The following is a 14472-nucleotide window of genomic DNA, read 5'->3' on the forward strand; positions in this document are numbered from 1 at the left end:
CGCGTAGCGAGGGCTGCCCCGTGTTCCGGATTTTGATTGCCTGCCTACTGGCAGCAACCGTTGCAGGCTGCGCAGGCTCGCAGCGCCCTCAAGCTGATCCGTCAGAGATCGTATCCCGGTCTTACCGTGATCCGGGGCCGTCAACACTGACGCTCTATACAATGATCAACACGCGCACTGGGTCCGGGGCGCATACGTCGCTGATGATCGGTGGCAGTGAACGGGTGATTTTTGATCCAGCGGGGTCTTTCCGGGCCGATGTCGTGCCGGTCAAGGACGATGTTCTCTATGGCATTACCCCGGCAGTCGAGCAGGCCTATCGCAGCTCGCATGCCCGCGAGTCGCATTATGCGCGTGTTCAGACCATTCAAGTCTCACCCCAGCAGGCGGAAATTGCCTTGCAGTTGGCCAAACAGAGCGGCCCGGTCGCGGGTGCGTTCTGTGCGAACTCAACAGCGCGATTGCTGCAACAGGTGCCCGGATTCGAGCAGATCGATGTGACCTTCTATCCTGTGAAACTCTCGGATCAATTTGGTCAATTGCCCGGTGTGGTGACTGAAGACTATCGTGAAAACGATGATGCCGATCTGCAAAAAGGTCTGGCGGCGAACAATGCGCGTCTCAATCAGTTGGACGCGGCCCTAGCCGAGTAGATAGAGCAAACCATAAAGCGTCGCAGCCCCCGAAAAGATCGCGGCGAGGACGTTTTTGGTAAGCACCCCGACGCCCAGTGCCATTGCTGCCGCCGCCATACGTGCAATATCGGGCTGGCCTTCGGTGGCCGCGGGCCAGACAACCAGCGGCGCGATCAACGCGGGTAGGATCGCCACAGCCGTATAACGCAGATGGCGCAGCAGCCATGGCGGCATCGGGCGGTCTCCGACCAGACCGATAAAGGTAAAGCGCAGGGCAAAACTGCCAATCGCCAGCCCGATTATGACAGTCCACATGGTGACAGGATCAATCTGGGTCATGTCTTCCTCCGCTCCAGCATCACTTCGGACTGTGCACCTGCGATCATTCCCGCCGTTCCTGCGATCAACAGGCCCAGGTTGAACGGGACAGAGACGGTCAGGAGGGCGACGATGATTGCGACAAAGGCTGCGATCACATGGGGAAGCGTGCGCATCATCGGCCCGATCATGGCCAGAAAGGTGATCGGAAGCGCAAAATCCAGCGCCCAGCTTTCTGGAATGCGCGCACCTAGCACGGCGCCCAGATAAGTGGCCAAAATCCAAAGCGGCGTGATCGGTGTGACCGAACCAAAGAAATACGCCATCCTCTGTGGTAGCGTCATCTTCGGTTCTTTTTCGAACTGCACAATGCTGCAGGCATAGGATTGGTCGACCGTTAGATACGCCGCGAAAGCCCTCTGCCACATCGGGGCCGCGCCCAGAAACGGTGTCAGAGACGCCGAATACATCGCCACCCGCAGGTTCACCGCCAATGCCGAGGCCAGCACGATTACCGTTGGTGCGTTTTCCTGCATCAGCTGCAACGCGGTGAATTGCGCCGCGCCAGCGAAGACCGTGGCGGAAAAGGCGACCACCTGCACAACGTTCAAACCCGCCTCGGTCGCAAAGACGCCGAACAGGGTGCCAAACGGAATGGCAACAAATATGAACGGCGTCCCGTCGCGAAAACCCTTCCAGAAGTATGACTTGGATGTGGCGTCTGCCATGGCGAAATCCTATGGTGATCGCAGCAGCAGTAGCGATCTTGAGAGAGGGTTGCAATTGGCCACGAAACCGAACGTCTCGGACTACATCATCGCACCTGATCCGGGTGCGCCCCGGTTGACCCGTGCCGTCGAAGGTGTGGATCAGAATGGTGAGGTCAGCCAGATCTCGGTGGTCGAAGAACGCCCGCTGACGATTTTTCTGAATTCACAGGAAATCGTGACGGCGATGACGATTGGCGACTATCCAGAATACCTGGCGCTGGGCTTTCTGCGCAATCAGGGGATGTTGCTGCCTGATGATCAGATCACACGTGTCGAATATGATGATGATCTGGAAACGGTTGTGGTCCGCACGGCGCGTGAGACTTCCTATGAGGACAAGCTGAAGAAGAAGACCCGCACCAGCGGCTGCGCTGTGGGCACTGTTTTTGGTGACATGATGGACGGGTTGGAGGATGTGCGCCTGCCTCAGGTCTCGGTGCGCACCTCGTGGCTGTATGATCTGGCTGCCAAGATCAATCGCACACCGTCTTTGTACCTTGAGGCAGGCGCGATCCACGGAACGGTCCTGTGCCGCCAGAACCGGCCGCTGGTCTATATGGAAGACGTGGGCCGCCATAACGCGGTCGACAAGATCGCAGGCTGGATGCTGTCTGAAGGTGAGGCCGCCGATGACAAGATCCTCTACACCACAGGCCGCCTGACATCCGAGATGGTAATCAAAACGGCGATGATGGGCATCCCGGTTTTGGCCTCGCGATCGGGGTTCACTGCTTGGGGCGTCGAGATCGCACGCGAGGTTGGATTGACCCTGATTGGCCGGATGCGGGGTCAGCGGTTTGTATGTTTGTCGGGCGAGGATCGGTTGCTGCGGGACATTGATCCGGCGAGTGTGGCGGTTGAGGACAAGAAGCATAGACGGAAGAGTGCGGGATGAACGAGACACCCCTCGGCATCATCCTCGCAGGCGGGCTTGCGACCCGAATGGGAGGCGGCGACAAGGGCCTCTTGCAGATTGGCGGGCAGAGCCTATTGAACCACGTGATCGACCGTTTGTCCCCACAGGTGAGTGGTCTGGCTCTGAACGCAAATGGTGATCCGGAACGGTTCGCCGACATGAACCTGCCCGTCATACCGGATACAATCGAAGGGTTCGCGGGTCCTTTGGCGGGTGTTTTGGCAGGGCTCGACTGGGCGGCAGAGCAAGGGGCGGACAGTATTGTCACGGCAGCCGCGGATACGCCGTTCCTGCCACGTGATCTTGTCGCGCGCCTGACTACCGCAGCCGAAGGTCAGACCTATCCGCTGGTTCTGGCGACCACTCCGCGCACCGGCGATGAGGCGTTGAAATCGGGCGGCAGCAGACGGGTCAACCGGCACCCGACCTTTGGCCTCTGGCCCGTCGCTTTGCGCGATGATCTGAGGGCAGCACTGAACGACGGGTTGCGCAAGGTGGTGCTGTGGACCGACCAGCATGGCGGTCGCGAGGCGCTATTCCCGGCTGATCCCTTTGATCCCTTTTTCAACGTCAACACGCCGGATGATCTGGCGTTGGCCGAAAAGCTGTTGGAACAGGCATGAAGATCTACGGCGTCACCGGCTGGAAAAACGCGGGCAAAACCGGGTTGATGGAGCGGCTGGTGGCCGAGATCACCGGGCGGGGCTTCTCGGTCTCGACCGTCAAACACGCGCATCACTCTTTCGATGTTGATCAGCCGGGGCGTGACAGCCATCGCCACCGAATGGCGGGCGCCAGTGAGGTTCTGCTGGCCTCGGGGCAGCGGGTGGCGTTGATGCAGGAATTGCGGGGTGCTCCGGAACCGGCGCTTAAGGATTTGCTGGCCCGCCTGTCACCGGTCGATCTGGTGCTGATCGAGGGGTATAAGCGCGAACCTCACCCCAAAGTCGAAGCGTTTCGTGCCGAGCCGGGCAATCAATTGATCGCCAAGGGCGACCCCACGATCCGTGCGGTTGCCAGTGACACGCCGCTGACGCTGGATCGCCCTGTTTTCGATCTGAATGATACGGTTGCGATTGCGGATTTCATTCTGGCCGAGGTCGGTTTGTGAGCCTGTTTGACAGCTTTGCGATGGTGGACTGGTCAGGTGGTAACGATACCGGGCCGACCCCGCGCAAAGATGCGATCTGGGCTTGCGTTGTGCGTGATGGCAAAGTGCAGGCGCTTGACTATCTGCGCAATCGTGTGGTGGCGGAAACCTGGCTGCGTGAGCTGATCGAGACCGAACTGGTCGCGGGTCAACGCCTGTTTCTGGGGTTCGATTTCCCGTTTGGCTACCCTCAAGGATTTGCCGAAGCCATGACAGGCTACGGTGATCCGTTGGCGTTGTGGGATTGGCTAGAGGCACAAGTCGAGGATTCACCCAACGCCAATAATCGCTTCGATCTGGCGGGGCTGATCAATAGCCGGTTTGGTGGCAAGGGCCCGTTCTGGATGAATGCGCTGCGCCGCGATATCGACGGGTTGCCGCGCACGAAAAAGGACTATCACAACCCGTTCCCCGACCGCCGTGCAGTCGAATTGTTGGCGAAGGGCAGCTTTACCTGTTGGCAAATGGCCGGGGCCGGGTCTGTCGGGGGGCAGGTGATGATGGGCCTGCCGGTGCTCAGCCGATTGCGGCATGCCTTCGACGGAAAGGTCGCCGTCTGGCCGTTTCAGCCGCTGGACAAACCGGTCGCGTTTGTCGAGATCTGGCCCTCGCTCAATCTAGGGTCCGCCCCGCCGGATCGGATCAAGGATGCCTGGCAGATGGAACAGGTCGCCTTGACTTTGTCCCGGCTTAGCGATCAGGAATTGACAGAACAGTTGGATGTTTCAGCCCCCGAGGAGGGGTGGATTTTGGGTGTACCTCAAGACAGACCGAACATAGCGCCGCCGCGATTGCGAAACGATTGTTTTGCCTTGCCTGCGGGAGTGAACTGGACGCCGGTGGATGAGGCCTTGGCTTTGCTTCAGAGCCGGTTACATCCCGTGACCGGGATTGAAACTGTTCCGTTGGCGCGATCCGTGGGCCGGGTTTTGGCCGAAGACGTGGTGGCAAAACGCTCGAACCCGCCGCAACCCAACACGGCCGTTGATGGCTATGGCTTTGCAGGCCCTGCCGCAGATGGTGCACAGGTGATGCCTTTGACTGAAGGTCGCGCAGCGGCAGGCATTCCATTTGATGGCCAGGTCCCGCCCGGCCATGCGCTGCGCATCCTGACCGGGGCGACCTTGCCCAAAGGCGTGGATACGGTGATCCTTGAAGAGGATGTGACGCGGAAGGATGGTCACATCGCGTTCCGAGGGCCGTTGAAAAAAGGTGCAAACACGCGCCGCGCGGGTGAGGATTTGGTGGAGGGTGACACAGCCCTTTCAGCCAGGCGAAAGCTGACCCCCGCGGATATGGCCTTGTTGTCGGCTGTCGGTGTTGCTGAGGTGCCGGTTCACCAAGCCCTGCGCGTGGCGGTTTTGTCGACCGGGGATGAACTAGTCGAGCCGGGCGATGTTGCAGGCGCGGGGCAAATCTTCGATGCCAATCGTCCGATGTTACTGTCTTTGATTGGACGGATGGGATTTGTGCCCGTTGATATGGGCCGAGTCGAGGACAACCGGGACGCGCTTCGCCAACGACTGGATGAGGCCGCCGCAAAGGCGGATGTTATCCTGACTAGCGGAGGGGCCTCAGCAGGGGATGAGGATCATGTGTCGGCCCTTCTGCATGACGCAGGTGCCATGCAGGAATGGCGGATTGCGCTGAAACCCGGGCGACCTTTGGCGCTGGGCATGTGGTCGGGCACGCCTGTCTTTGGCCTGCCCGGCAATCCTGTGGCCGCCATGGTGTGTACCCTGATCTTCGCACGACCTGCCCTGTGCTTGATGTCCGGCGGAGGATGGGTTGAACCACAAGGGTTTGAAGTGCCTGCCGCCTTCGAGAAGCGCAAGAAACCCGGTCGCCGTGAATATCTGCGCGCACGTGTGCGCGATGGAAGGGCAGAAGTGTTTCACTCGGAAGGGTCTGGTCGGATCAGCGGGCTTAGTTGGGCCGAAGGGCTGGTCGAAATCGAAGACGGTGCGCGGCATATTCAGCCGGGCGATCCGGTACGGTTCATTCCATACGGCAGTTTCGGGCTATGAGTGTCACCGTCTCGAAAGGGTTTAGTGCAGATGAGCGGCCGATGGCTGCTGCACTGTTTTGGCAGGCTTTCGCAGCGAAATTGCACAAAGTGATGGGCCCGGAAGAACAGGGTTTGGCCTTTTTCGAGCAGGCTCTTAATCCCAATTTCGCATTGGTTGCAAGCGACTCGTCCGGTCGGATGTTGGGCCTTGCCGGTTTCAAGACCAACGAGGGTGGTCTGGCCGGAGGCAGCTTGTCTGACCTTGCGCGTGTCTATGGATGGTTCGGGGCACTGTGGCGCGGCACGGTGCTGAGCGTGTTGGAGCGAGACCTGAAACCCGGTGTGTTCCAAATGGATGGTATCTTTGTCGCAGCTGAGGCGCGCGGGAAGGGCGTCGGGACGACATTGCTGAGCGCGATCAAGGATGAGGCGCGCAGCCGTGGCATGACCGAAGTGCAATTGGATGTGATCGATACAAACCCGCGCGCGCAGGCTTTGTATGAACGCGAAGGATTCAAACCGGTAGGTTATGAAGAGACGGGGCCATTCGGGTATGTGTTTGGGTTCAGCAGTGCAACCAAGATGAGTTGGGCCGTTACACCCGTCTAATCGAACGTCCCGGCAACACGTCCCACCAGCATAAAGGCGCGCGCCGTTCTGGTGTCACCCAGCGCAGCCAGTTCGGCATCGCTGGCGTCAGGTTCAAACTCGACAATCATGTTGTCGAACCGTCGCAGGAAATGATGCGCCGCATCCCGGAAAATTGGGTCTTGCTTCATCCGCGCCGCCGTCAGCGCCAGTGACGATCGATCCCGAATTCCACCCAAAGCCGCCACGGCACGCCCACGAGCACCTTGAGCGAATTGCCGCCAGATCTCAGGCCGTGCCATGTCGGGGCGTAGGTCATCCATATAGATGCCTTCCTGGCTGAGCAGGGTCAGCACATCCTGCGAAGCCTGTACCAGCTTGGCGACCTTTCGGTCCTTCAGTGCCATCCGCAGCGCATTGAAGCCTTCGGTATCTTTATCGGTCTCGGGAAAATTCAGGGCGCGGATGAAGATATCGGTTGTCAGTGGTGGCGTGATCTCTTCGGCCGTGGTGCCCAGTGCCAGCGAGGTTTGATCTCCGGCAACCGGGGCTGACTGAAGGGTCTGAACAGGCTCGCGGCGTTTGGTCGAGAATGTGGCCAAGGCATCCTCGGCCTTTTTGGTTGCTGCGGCGATCTCGTCCAGCTTTTTGCTCACCGTCGGTTCGTAAGAGCTGGCAGCGCGCTGCTGTTGCACGACATAGGCCTGACGGATCGCATCGATGGCCGTCTGGAGCCGGGCACTTTCCTCTCGCATTATGCGGCTGGCACGCATGGCGGTGGCCGCGACCCAGATCATCGCGACCGGCATGAACACCGCAAGAAAGGTCACAATGATCCCACTACCTTCGGCCTGATCGGGCAGCACAAGAAACACGACCGATATCACCAGCCAGACGACACTCAGCACAGCGGCGGCGATTTCGATCGAGGTTACAGGTGTCCGGTCCGGGCGATCATAGATCCCCAGCGAGGTCGGCCGTTCGGTTTCTTGGTCAGGTTCGTTCCCCGACATGTCAGATGCTCCGGTCAGGCGTATTCGATGCTCAGAACTTCATAGGATCGCACACCGCCGGGTGTGCGCACTTCGACGCTGTCGCCTTCATCCTTGCCGATCAAAGCACGGGCCATGGGCGATTTGATGTTCAGCAGGCCGTTTTCGATATTGGCCTCATACTCTCCGACGATCTGCCAGGTCTTTTCCTCGTCGGTATCCTCATCGACCAATGTGACCTTTGCGCCGAATTTGATCGCGCCAGACAGTTTGGCGGGATCGATCACATCGGCCAGAGACAGGATGCCTTCCAGTTCCTTGATGCGGCCTTCGATAAAGCCCTGCTTTTCGCGGGCAGAATGATATTCGGCGTTTTCCTTCAAATCACCCAGTTCTCGGGCCGTTGCGATCGCTTCGATGATCGCTGGGCGCTCGACGGATTTGAGGTTTTTCAGCTCTGCTGCCAGCGCGGCATTGCCCGCAGGCGTCATTGGAATCTTTTCCATAGTCTTGTTGTCCACGCATAAATTGAGCCGCCCCGCCGCAGGGAAAGCGTCGGGGCGAATGATGGGTCGTTCAGTACCTGACCTAAATGGGGCGTGAATTGCAAGAGGCCAAGGGGCAGCCCGCGTTCAATTCGCGGCTTAGCGCCGTTCGGACGGGACAGGCGCGCGCCTGTGGCGGTGATCGGGGGGCTTGTCCCGGCGCCAGCGGCGCGAATGGGTGCATAGCCACAGCATCTCAATCATATTGGACCACTTCGAATTCTATGCCGTTGTCATCGTCGAAATAGAACCTTTTGCCTGGTTCGTAATCCGCATGGTTATGGGGTGTGAAACCGGCGTCGCGTACTTTGGCTTCGGTGGCGTCGATATCTTCGACCAGAACGCCAACATGGTTCAAGCCGCCGACGATGTCATAGCTGCTTTCACCTGCGGGTTTGGGATCACTGGGCGCATAAAGCGCCAGGTAGGTATGCGCGCTGCCCACATGCACAGTGTAGCCACCCGCAATGGCCGGGCCTTCCCAGCGGGTCTTCCAGCCAAAGACCTTTTGCATCCAAGCCGCCGAGGCCTGCGGGTCGCGGACGGTGAAATTGGTGTGTTCAAGCGTCGCCATCATGGTTTCTCCTTTGCGAATTTGTTGCTTGTCACGACTCACCGTAATTTCTAAACCTAACTTTAGGTCAAGGTATTTTTTACGAGGGTCTAATGGCTGCATCTGAAGGGCTGGCAATCGGCGCACTGGCCCGGCGCACCGGTTTGGCGGTATCGGCCATTCGGTATTATGAGGCTCAGGGCCTGATTTCGCCGTGGCGCAACGCGGGCGGGCAGCGGCGGTATCAGCGGGCCGATATCCGACGGCTGAGCTTTGTGATGATCGCACAGCAGTTCGGCTTGACCCTGCCGGAAATCCGCGAGGTTCTGTCGGGCCTTCCGGGCAACCGCACCCCGACACCGCAAGATTGGAAGGATATCAGTGTAACGCTGCGGGCGCATTTAGATCAGCGAATCGACACATTGGTACGGCTACGCGACAATCTGGATGGCTGCATTGGCTGTGGGTGCTTAAGCCTGCCGAAATGTGCACTGTACAATCCAGATGATCGCGCCAAATCAAATGGGAGCGGTCCCAGATACCTGATGGGCGACTCTCCAGAGGCTTAACTGCCGCATTGCAGCAATGTTACGCCGTGTTTTGATTGACCAAGGTCTTTCCGACCATGTAATCAGCCGTGAAACAAAATTGCGCCGACTGCACGAGAAAAGCGCCAATTCGGAAAGTTAGCTAAGGAGCCCGCGATGGCCGATATTGAACGCGAAGCGATGGAATATGACGTGGTGATCGTGGGCGCAGGTCCTGCGGGCCTGTCGGCGGCCATCCGTCTAAAACAGCTGGATGCGGATCTGAACGTTGTGGTTCTGGAAAAGGGGTCCGAAGTCGGCGCGCATATCCTGTCAGGCGCGGTGCTTGATCCCTGTGGTCTGGATGCGCTGATCCCCGATTGGAAGGAAAAAGGCGCGCCGCTGAACACACCGGTCAACGAAGACAACTTCTATATGCTGGGAGAGGCGGGTCAGATCCGTATCCCCAACTTCCCAATGCCGCCGCTGATGAACAACCACGGCAACTACATTGTCTCGATGGGCAATGTCTGCCGCTGGATGGCCGAGCAGGCTGAAGAGCTGGGCGTGGAAGTCTTCCCTGGCATGGCATGTTCGGAGCTTGTCTATGGCGAGAACGGCGAAGTCAAAGGCGTGGTCGCAGGTGTCTTTGGCCTGGAAGCCGATGGCTCTTACGGTCCAAACACCGAGCCTGGCATGGAATTGCATGGCAAATATGTCTTCTTGTCGGAAGGTGTGCGCGGGTCGCTGTCCAAGGAAGTGATCGCCAAATACGACCTGTCTGCTGGCAAAGAGCCGCAGAAATACGGCGTTGGCATGAAGGAGATTTGGGAGGTCGATCCTTCCAAGCACAAGGAAGGAAGTGTCACGCACACCATGGGCTGGCCGCTGGGTAGCAACGCGGGCGGTGGATCGTTCATCTATCACCTTGAAAACAATCAGGTCTATGTCGGCTTTGTGGTTCACCTGAACTATAAAAACCCACATCTGTACCCCTACATGGAATTCCAGCGCTTCAAACATCACCCGGTCGTTGCTGACCTGCTGAAAGGCGGCAAGCGCGTGGCATATGGCGCACGGGCAATCACTGAAGGCGGGTTCCAGTCGATGCCGAAGCTGGTCGCGCCGGGTGTGGCGCTTCTGGGCTGCTCGGCAGGCATGGTCAACGTGCCGCGCATCAAGGGCAACCATAACGCCATGCTGTCGGGTAAGGCCGCAGCCGAGGCTGCCTATGAAGCCATCAAGGCCGAGCGGTCTGGTGATGAGCTGACAGATTATGAGACCGAAGTGCGCAGCGGCCCCATCGGCAGCGACCTCAAGAAGGTTCGCAACGTCAAGCCGATCTGGTCGAAATGGGGCCTGACCGCCTCTCTGATGCTGGGTGGTTTGGACATGTGGACCAATACGCTGGGCTTTTCCCTGTTCGGCACCATCGGTCACGGTAAAAACGATGCTGAGGCGACCGAGGATGCCAGCAAGCACGAGCCGATTGACTATCCCAAACCCGACGGTGTGCTGTCTTTTGATCGTCTGACCAACGTGTCATTCGCGATGACCAATCACGAGGAAAGTCAACCCTGCCATTTGCACCTGTCTGATCCAGAGGTTCCGGTAAAGGTCAACCTGCCTCAGTTCGGCGAACCGGCGCAGCGCTACTGCCCGGCAGGTGTGTATGAGGTGGTCGAAGACGAAAACGGCCCGCGATTCGTGATCAACTTTCAGAACTGCGTCCACTGCAAAACCTGTGATATCAAGGACCCCAGCCAGAACATCACCTGGACCACACCGCAGGGTGGGGATGGCCCGAACTATCCCAATATGTAGGCGAAAACCGGTGCACTGGCAGGGTCGTGAAGGCTCTGCCATTGCCTCTTGCCAGCCAAGGCCCTAGCTTATCGGTCAGTCTATGTTAGCAGGGCAGGATTTAGGTGATTTCCCTTGTGCATCGCGCGGTATTGGCCGCGCTGCTTTTTTCGACGGTCAGTGTGCCAGTGTCTGCGGATACAGGGGCAGGGGCCTATCTGGCTGGTCGTCAGGCGATTTATGAAAGCGACTATACAGCAGCCGAGCAATACTATGCGCAGGCGCTGAAGTTTGACCCTCAGAACGCACTTTTGTTGGAAAGTGTTGTGGTGGCACGACTGGCGCTGGGAGAGATCGAGCGCGCCTTGCCCATCGCACAAACGATTGAAGAGGCTGAACTACCCAGCCAGGCCGCCAGAATGGTGGTCGCCGCCAATCTGATTGCGAATGACAAACTGGCAGAGCTTTTGGCGCGCGACCCCGAAACAAAGGGTGTTGGCCCGCTGGTAGACGGGCTGATGATCGCCTGGGCCCATCTTGGTCAGGGTGAATTGACCAAAGCGATCGAGCAGTTCGACACAGTATCTACCCAGGATGGGCTGCGCGAATTTGCGCGGTATCACAAAGCCATGGCGCTGGCCTCGATTGGTGACTTTGAGGGGGCCGAGGCGATCTTTGCGGAAAATGATGGTGCGATTGCCCAATTCTCGCGCCGCGCAGCGATGGCGCGGACTGAGGTTCTGTCGCAGCTTGACCGAAACGCCGATGCGCTGGCGTTCTTGGAAACCGTCTTTGCGGCGGGCAGTGACCCTTCGATTGAAGATTATGTCAGCCAGTTGAATGCTGGTGAAACACTGCCCTTTACCCATGTTCGATCCGCTCAGGATGGCATGGCCGAGATCTTTTTCTCGGTCGCTGCGGTGCTGAACACCGAAGCGTCGCCTGACTATGTACTGCTGTACACTCGCGTCGCAAGCTTCCTGCGCCCCGATCATGTAGATGCAATCTTGCTGAGCGCAGAACTTCTGGATGAATTGAAGCAATATGATCTGGCCGTCGATACCTATCGAAAGGTTCCAGCTGACAGCAATGATCACCATGCCGCTGAGCTGGGTCGGGCCGAGGTGCTCAGCCGGTCGGGCAAAACAGATGCCGCTATCGAAGTGCTACAGAATCTTTCGGCAAAGAAACCCAATCTGCCCAGCGTTCACGTGGCACTTGCGGATATCCAGCGGCAACAGGAAAACTATGCGGCCGCAGCAGCGTCCTATGACAGCGCAATCGCCCTGACAGACGCCGCGTCAAGCGGGAACTGGTTCCTGCATTACGCACGCGGCATCTCGCATGAGCGGTTGAAGAACTGGGATCAGGCCGAAGCGGATTTTCGGCGAGCGCTGGAGTTGAACCCGGATCAGCCACAAGTTCTGAATTATCTGGGCTATTCGCTTGTCGAACGCCGCGAAAAACTGGATGAGGCGTTGGATATGATCGAACGCGCCGTCGCCGCGCGCCCGGACAGCGGTTACATTGTCGACAGCCTGGGTTGGGTCCTGTTCCGCCTTGGGCGCTATGACGAAGCCGTGGATCATATGGAACGCGCTGTTGCGCTGATGCCGGTTGATCCAGTGGTCAATGACCATCTGGGCGATGTCTATTGGGCCGTTGGCCGGGATCGTGAGGCTGAGTTCCAGTGGAAACGCGCATTGTCCTTTATTGACCCGGAAGAGATTGATGGCGAAGCTGACCCTGAGCGCATCCGCCGCAAGCTCGAGGTGGGTCTGGATGCAGTATTGGCCGAGGAAGGCTCCGATCCTTTGAAGGTTGCCAATGGCAACTAAGGGCTTCGCACCCGCCAAGATAAACCTCACACTGCATGTTACCGGCCAACGGGAGGACGGGTATCACCTGTTGGATTCGCTCGTGGCGTTTGCAGATGTCGGGGATCAACTGGAGTTTGCGCCGGGGCCCGATCTGTCGATTTCCGTTAGCGGAGAGCACGCGGCTGGCGTTCCCTCAGATGCGCGCAACCTTGTCTGGAAGGCGGCGGAAGCCACTGGTTGGACCGGACATATCGATCTGAACAAGGCACTACCACACGGTGCTGGCATTGGCGGCGGATCGTCTGATGCTGCTGCGATGTTACGCCATTCGCAAGATCAGGACATTGATATTCCACCCGATCTCCCCGTCTCTCTGGGGGCGGACATCCCGGTTTGCATAATGGCCAAGGCTGCGCGGATGCGAGGGATTGGTGAGCAGGTGACTGCGATGACCTTGCCTGAGTTGCCTGCCCTTTTGGTAAATCCCGGCGTTGAAGTGCCCACAGGGGCTGTGTTCAAAGTCATGGAATCGCGTCAAAACCCACAGATGCCAGATGATATTCCGATTTTTGAGGGCGTTGCTGACTGTGCCTTCTGGTTGTCCAATCAGCGAAACGACCTGCAAAGCCCTGCTATTAGCATCGCCCCAATGATTGGGCGTGTTCTGGACGAATTGACCGGGACTCGGGAGGTGTTACTGGCGCGGATGTCAGGTTCAGGGTCAACCTGCTTTGCGCTTTATCCATCAATGAAAGCCGCGCATTTCGCAGCCTATGAGATTGGTGCGGCGCATCCCGATTGGTGGTGCCGCGCGACTCAGCTTAGTTGAGCCGGGACACTACGTAATCAGCCAGATCTCGCAGCAGGGTCCGCAGCTCGTGATCTGGCAGCACCTCCAGTGCTACTTTGGCTTTGTTGGCCCATCCCAGCGCATCCTGACGTGTGGTTTCAAGCGTCTGATACTTCGCCATCAAGCTCAGCGCATGATCCAGATCGCCATCTTGCTGTCGGCCTTTCTCAATCGTGCGTTCCCAGAACACGCGCTCGTCAGGCGTGGCCTGCGCCACGGCCTTGATCACCGGCAGGGTCAGCTTCCGTTCGCGGAAATCATCGCCGATATTCTTGCCGGTCGCTTTGCTATCCCCCTGATAATCCAGCAGATCGTCGGCAATCTGGAAGGCAATACCCAGCGCATCGCCATAGTCGAACAGGGCCTCGACCTGTGGTTCCGCCGCACCGGCGATCACACCGCCCACTTCGGTCGCTGCCGAGAACAACGCCGCTGTCTTGCCGCGCACGACTTGCAGGTAGACGGCCTCATCCGTGCCCAGATCGGTGGCGGCGGTCATTTGCAGTACCTCGCCCTCGGCGATCGTGGCCGAGGCATTGGCCAGAATATCCAGAACACGGAGCGATCCGGTTTCCACCATCAACTGAAAGCTACGGGAAAACAGATAGTCGCCCACCAGCACGCTGGATTTGTTGTCCCACAAAAGGTTCGCCGTGGGCCGCCCACGCCGCTGGGCGCTTTCGTCGACCACGTCGTCATGCAGCAGGGTCGCAGTGTGAATAAATTCAACCGTCGCGGCCAGACGCACATGATGCTCGCCCGTGTAGCCGAACAGCCGCGCCGCCGCCAAAGTCAGCATCGGGCGCAGACGTTTGCCACCCGCTTCGACCAGATGTGCGGTCACCTCAGGGATGCGCGGTGCGTGCTCAGACGCCATCCGGGTTCGGATCAGCGTATTCACCGCCTCCATTTCGCCGGTCAGAATTTCAGCGAGCCGCTCATGCGGTTTCGAGATTGTGCTGACGTCCATCACACTCCTGATACAAGGCTCGACTTC

General features: G+C 58.6%; 16 protein-coding genes. 10 read left to right on the top strand and 6 right to left on the bottom strand.

All coding sequences use genetic code 11. The features are described 5' to 3' along the window. Positions 1–20: 20 nt before the first annotated feature. On the top strand, positions 21–653 hold the full coding sequence (locus ACR0JE_RS12095) for a hypothetical protein (RefSeq protein WP_170535739.1): 633 nt from the start codon (positions 21–23) through the stop codon (positions 651–653). Here the strand turns inward: ACR0JE_RS12095 and ACR0JE_RS12100 are convergent. Next, positions 642–974 (bottom strand): AzlD domain-containing protein, encoded by a 333-nt coding sequence (locus ACR0JE_RS12100; RefSeq protein WP_480548486.1) that lies wholly within the window; start codon positions 972–974, stop codon positions 642–644. The two genes, ACR0JE_RS12095 and ACR0JE_RS12100, sit on opposite strands and share 12 nt — an antisense overlap. Further along, a complete protein-coding gene (locus ACR0JE_RS12105; RefSeq protein WP_480548488.1) occupies positions 971–1681 on the bottom strand; it encodes an AzlC family ABC transporter permease in 711 nt (236 codons plus the stop codon). The genes ACR0JE_RS12100 and ACR0JE_RS12105 overlap by 4 nt, the downstream gene beginning before the upstream one ends. On the opposite strand from ACR0JE_RS12105, the gene ACR0JE_RS12110 reads away from it, so the two are divergent. Genes ACR0JE_RS12110 through ACR0JE_RS12130 form a run of 5 tightly spaced genes read left to right on the top strand, consistent with a single transcriptional unit; the run spans position 1680 to position 6406 of the window. Then, a complete protein-coding gene (locus tag ACR0JE_RS12110) occupies positions 1680–2618 on the top strand; it encodes a formate dehydrogenase accessory sulfurtransferase FdhD (protein WP_480548489.1) in 939 nt (312 codons plus the stop codon). The genes ACR0JE_RS12105 and ACR0JE_RS12110 overlap by 2 nt on opposite strands. After that, the gene (mobA, locus tag ACR0JE_RS12115; RefSeq protein ID WP_480864332.1) at positions 2615–3262 is read left to right on the top strand and encodes a molybdenum cofactor guanylyltransferase MobA; all 648 of its coding nucleotides are present in this window, start codon (positions 2615–2617) and stop codon (positions 3260–3262) included. Before ACR0JE_RS12110 ends, mobA begins: the two co-directional genes overlap by 4 nt. Then, positions 3259–3750, top strand: a complete 492-nt coding sequence (gene mobB, locus ACR0JE_RS12120; RefSeq protein ID WP_480864333.1) for a molybdopterin-guanine dinucleotide biosynthesis protein B — start codon at positions 3259–3261, stop codon at positions 3748–3750. Before mobA ends, mobB begins: the two co-directional genes overlap by 4 nt. Before the next feature lie 20 nt (positions 3751–3770). After that, positions 3771–5816: a molybdopterin-binding protein gene (locus ACR0JE_RS12125; RefSeq protein ID WP_480864398.1), complete on the top strand. Its 2046-nt coding sequence runs from the start codon at positions 3771–3773 to the stop codon at positions 5814–5816. A 41-nt stretch (positions 5817–5857) separates the two neighbouring features. Further along, a complete protein-coding gene (locus ACR0JE_RS12130) occupies positions 5858–6406 on the top strand; it encodes a GNAT family N-acetyltransferase (protein WP_480864334.1) in 549 nt (182 codons plus the stop codon). On the opposite strand, the gene ACR0JE_RS12135 is transcribed toward ACR0JE_RS12130, so the two are convergent. The 3 genes from ACR0JE_RS12135 to ACR0JE_RS12145 form a co-directional block, all read right to left on the bottom strand. Beyond that, the gene (locus ACR0JE_RS12135) at positions 6403–7398 is read right to left on the bottom strand and encodes a hypothetical protein (RefSeq protein ID WP_480548497.1); all 996 of its coding nucleotides are present in this window, start codon (positions 7396–7398) and stop codon (positions 6403–6405) included. The genes ACR0JE_RS12130 and ACR0JE_RS12135 overlap by 4 nt on opposite strands. Before the next feature lie 14 nt (positions 7399–7412). Continuing rightward, a complete protein-coding gene (gene greA / locus ACR0JE_RS12140) occupies positions 7413–7883 on the bottom strand; it encodes a transcription elongation factor GreA (protein ID WP_480544391.1) in 471 nt (156 codons plus the stop codon). Positions 7884–8118: 235 nt separating this feature from the next. Further along, positions 8119–8499 (bottom strand): VOC family protein, encoded by a 381-nt coding sequence (locus tag ACR0JE_RS12145; RefSeq protein ID WP_480544390.1) that lies wholly within the window; start codon positions 8497–8499, stop codon positions 8119–8121. Positions 8500–8588: 89 nt separating this feature from the next. Between ACR0JE_RS12145 and soxR the strand changes: the two genes are divergently transcribed. The 4 genes from soxR to ACR0JE_RS12165 all read left to right on the top strand — a co-directional run bounded on the left by soxR (position 8589) and on the right by ACR0JE_RS12165 (position 13454). Further along, complete coding sequence (soxR, locus tag ACR0JE_RS12150; RefSeq protein ID WP_353013598.1) at positions 8589–9044, top strand: redox-sensitive transcriptional activator SoxR; 456 nt, start codon at positions 8589–8591, stop codon at positions 9042–9044. A gap of 135 nt (positions 9045–9179) precedes the next feature. Continuing rightward, on the top strand, positions 9180–10826 hold the full coding sequence (locus tag ACR0JE_RS12155) for an electron transfer flavoprotein-ubiquinone oxidoreductase (protein WP_480864335.1): 1647 nt from the start codon (positions 9180–9182) through the stop codon (positions 10824–10826). A 116-nt stretch (positions 10827–10942) separates the two neighbouring features. Further along, positions 10943–12643: a tetratricopeptide repeat protein gene (locus ACR0JE_RS12160; RefSeq protein WP_480864336.1), complete on the top strand. Its 1701-nt coding sequence runs from the start codon at positions 10943–10945 to the stop codon at positions 12641–12643. Continuing rightward, positions 12633–13454, top strand: coding sequence for a 4-(cytidine 5'-diphospho)-2-C-methyl-D-erythritol kinase (locus tag ACR0JE_RS12165; RefSeq protein WP_480864337.1), 822 nt, complete (start codon positions 12633–12635; stop codon positions 13452–13454). The genes ACR0JE_RS12160 and ACR0JE_RS12165 overlap by 11 nt, the downstream gene beginning before the upstream one ends. Here the strand turns inward: ACR0JE_RS12165 and ACR0JE_RS12170 are convergent. Beyond that, complete coding sequence (locus tag ACR0JE_RS12170) at positions 13447–14445, bottom strand: polyprenyl synthetase family protein (protein WP_480544386.1); 999 nt, start codon at positions 14443–14445, stop codon at positions 13447–13449. The genes ACR0JE_RS12165 and ACR0JE_RS12170 overlap by 8 nt on opposite strands. Positions 14446–14472 lie beyond the last annotated feature (27 nt).

The organism is Ruegeria sp. H3, from assembly GCF_056533095.1.

Bases quoted from the DNA above. Each gene is read 5' to 3' on its own strand.
- ACR0JE_RS12100 (WP_480548486.1), bottom strand. From the start codon at position 974: ATGACCCAGATTGATCCTGTCACCATGTGGACTGTCATAATCGGGCTG.
- ACR0JE_RS12130 (WP_480864334.1), top strand. From the start codon at position 5,858: ATGGCTGCTGCACTGTTTTGGCAGGCTTTCGCAGCGAAATTGCACAAA.
- soxR (WP_353013598.1), top strand. From the start codon at position 8,589: ATGGCTGCATCTGAAGGGCTGGCAATCGGCGCACTGGCCCGGCGCACC.
- ACR0JE_RS12170 (WP_480544386.1), bottom strand. From the start codon at position 14,445: ATGGACGTCAGCACAATCTCGAAACCGCATGAGCGGCTCGCTGAAATT.
- ACR0JE_RS12135 (WP_480548497.1), bottom strand. From the start codon at position 7,398: ATGTCGGGGAACGAACCTGACCAAGAAACCGAACGGCCGACCTCGCTG.
- greA (WP_480544391.1), bottom strand. From the start codon at position 7,883: ATGGAAAAGATTCCAATGACGCCTGCGGGCAATGCCGCGCTGGCAGCA.
- ACR0JE_RS12105 (WP_480548488.1), bottom strand. From the start codon at position 1,681: ATGGCAGACGCCACATCCAAGTCATACTTCTGGAAGGGTTTTCGCGAC.
- ACR0JE_RS12125 (WP_480864398.1), top strand. From the start codon at position 3,771: ATGGTGGACTGGTCAGGTGGTAACGATACCGGGCCGACCCCGCGCAAA.
- ACR0JE_RS12110 (WP_480548489.1), top strand. From the start codon at position 1,680: ATGGCGAAATCCTATGGTGATCGCAGCAGCAGTAGCGATCTTGAGAGA.
- ACR0JE_RS12155 (WP_480864335.1), top strand. From the start codon at position 9,180: ATGGCCGATATTGAACGCGAAGCGATGGAATATGACGTGGTGATCGTG.
- ACR0JE_RS12145 (WP_480544390.1), bottom strand. From the start codon at position 8,499: ATGATGGCGACGCTTGAACACACCAATTTCACCGTCCGCGACCCGCAG.
- mobA (WP_480864332.1), top strand. From the start codon at position 2,615: ATGAACGAGACACCCCTCGGCATCATCCTCGCAGGCGGGCTTGCGACC.
- ACR0JE_RS12165 (WP_480864337.1), top strand. From the start codon at position 12,633: ATGGCAACTAAGGGCTTCGCACCCGCCAAGATAAACCTCACACTGCAT.
- mobB (WP_480864333.1), top strand. From the start codon at position 3,259: ATGAAGATCTACGGCGTCACCGGCTGGAAAAACGCGGGCAAAACCGGG.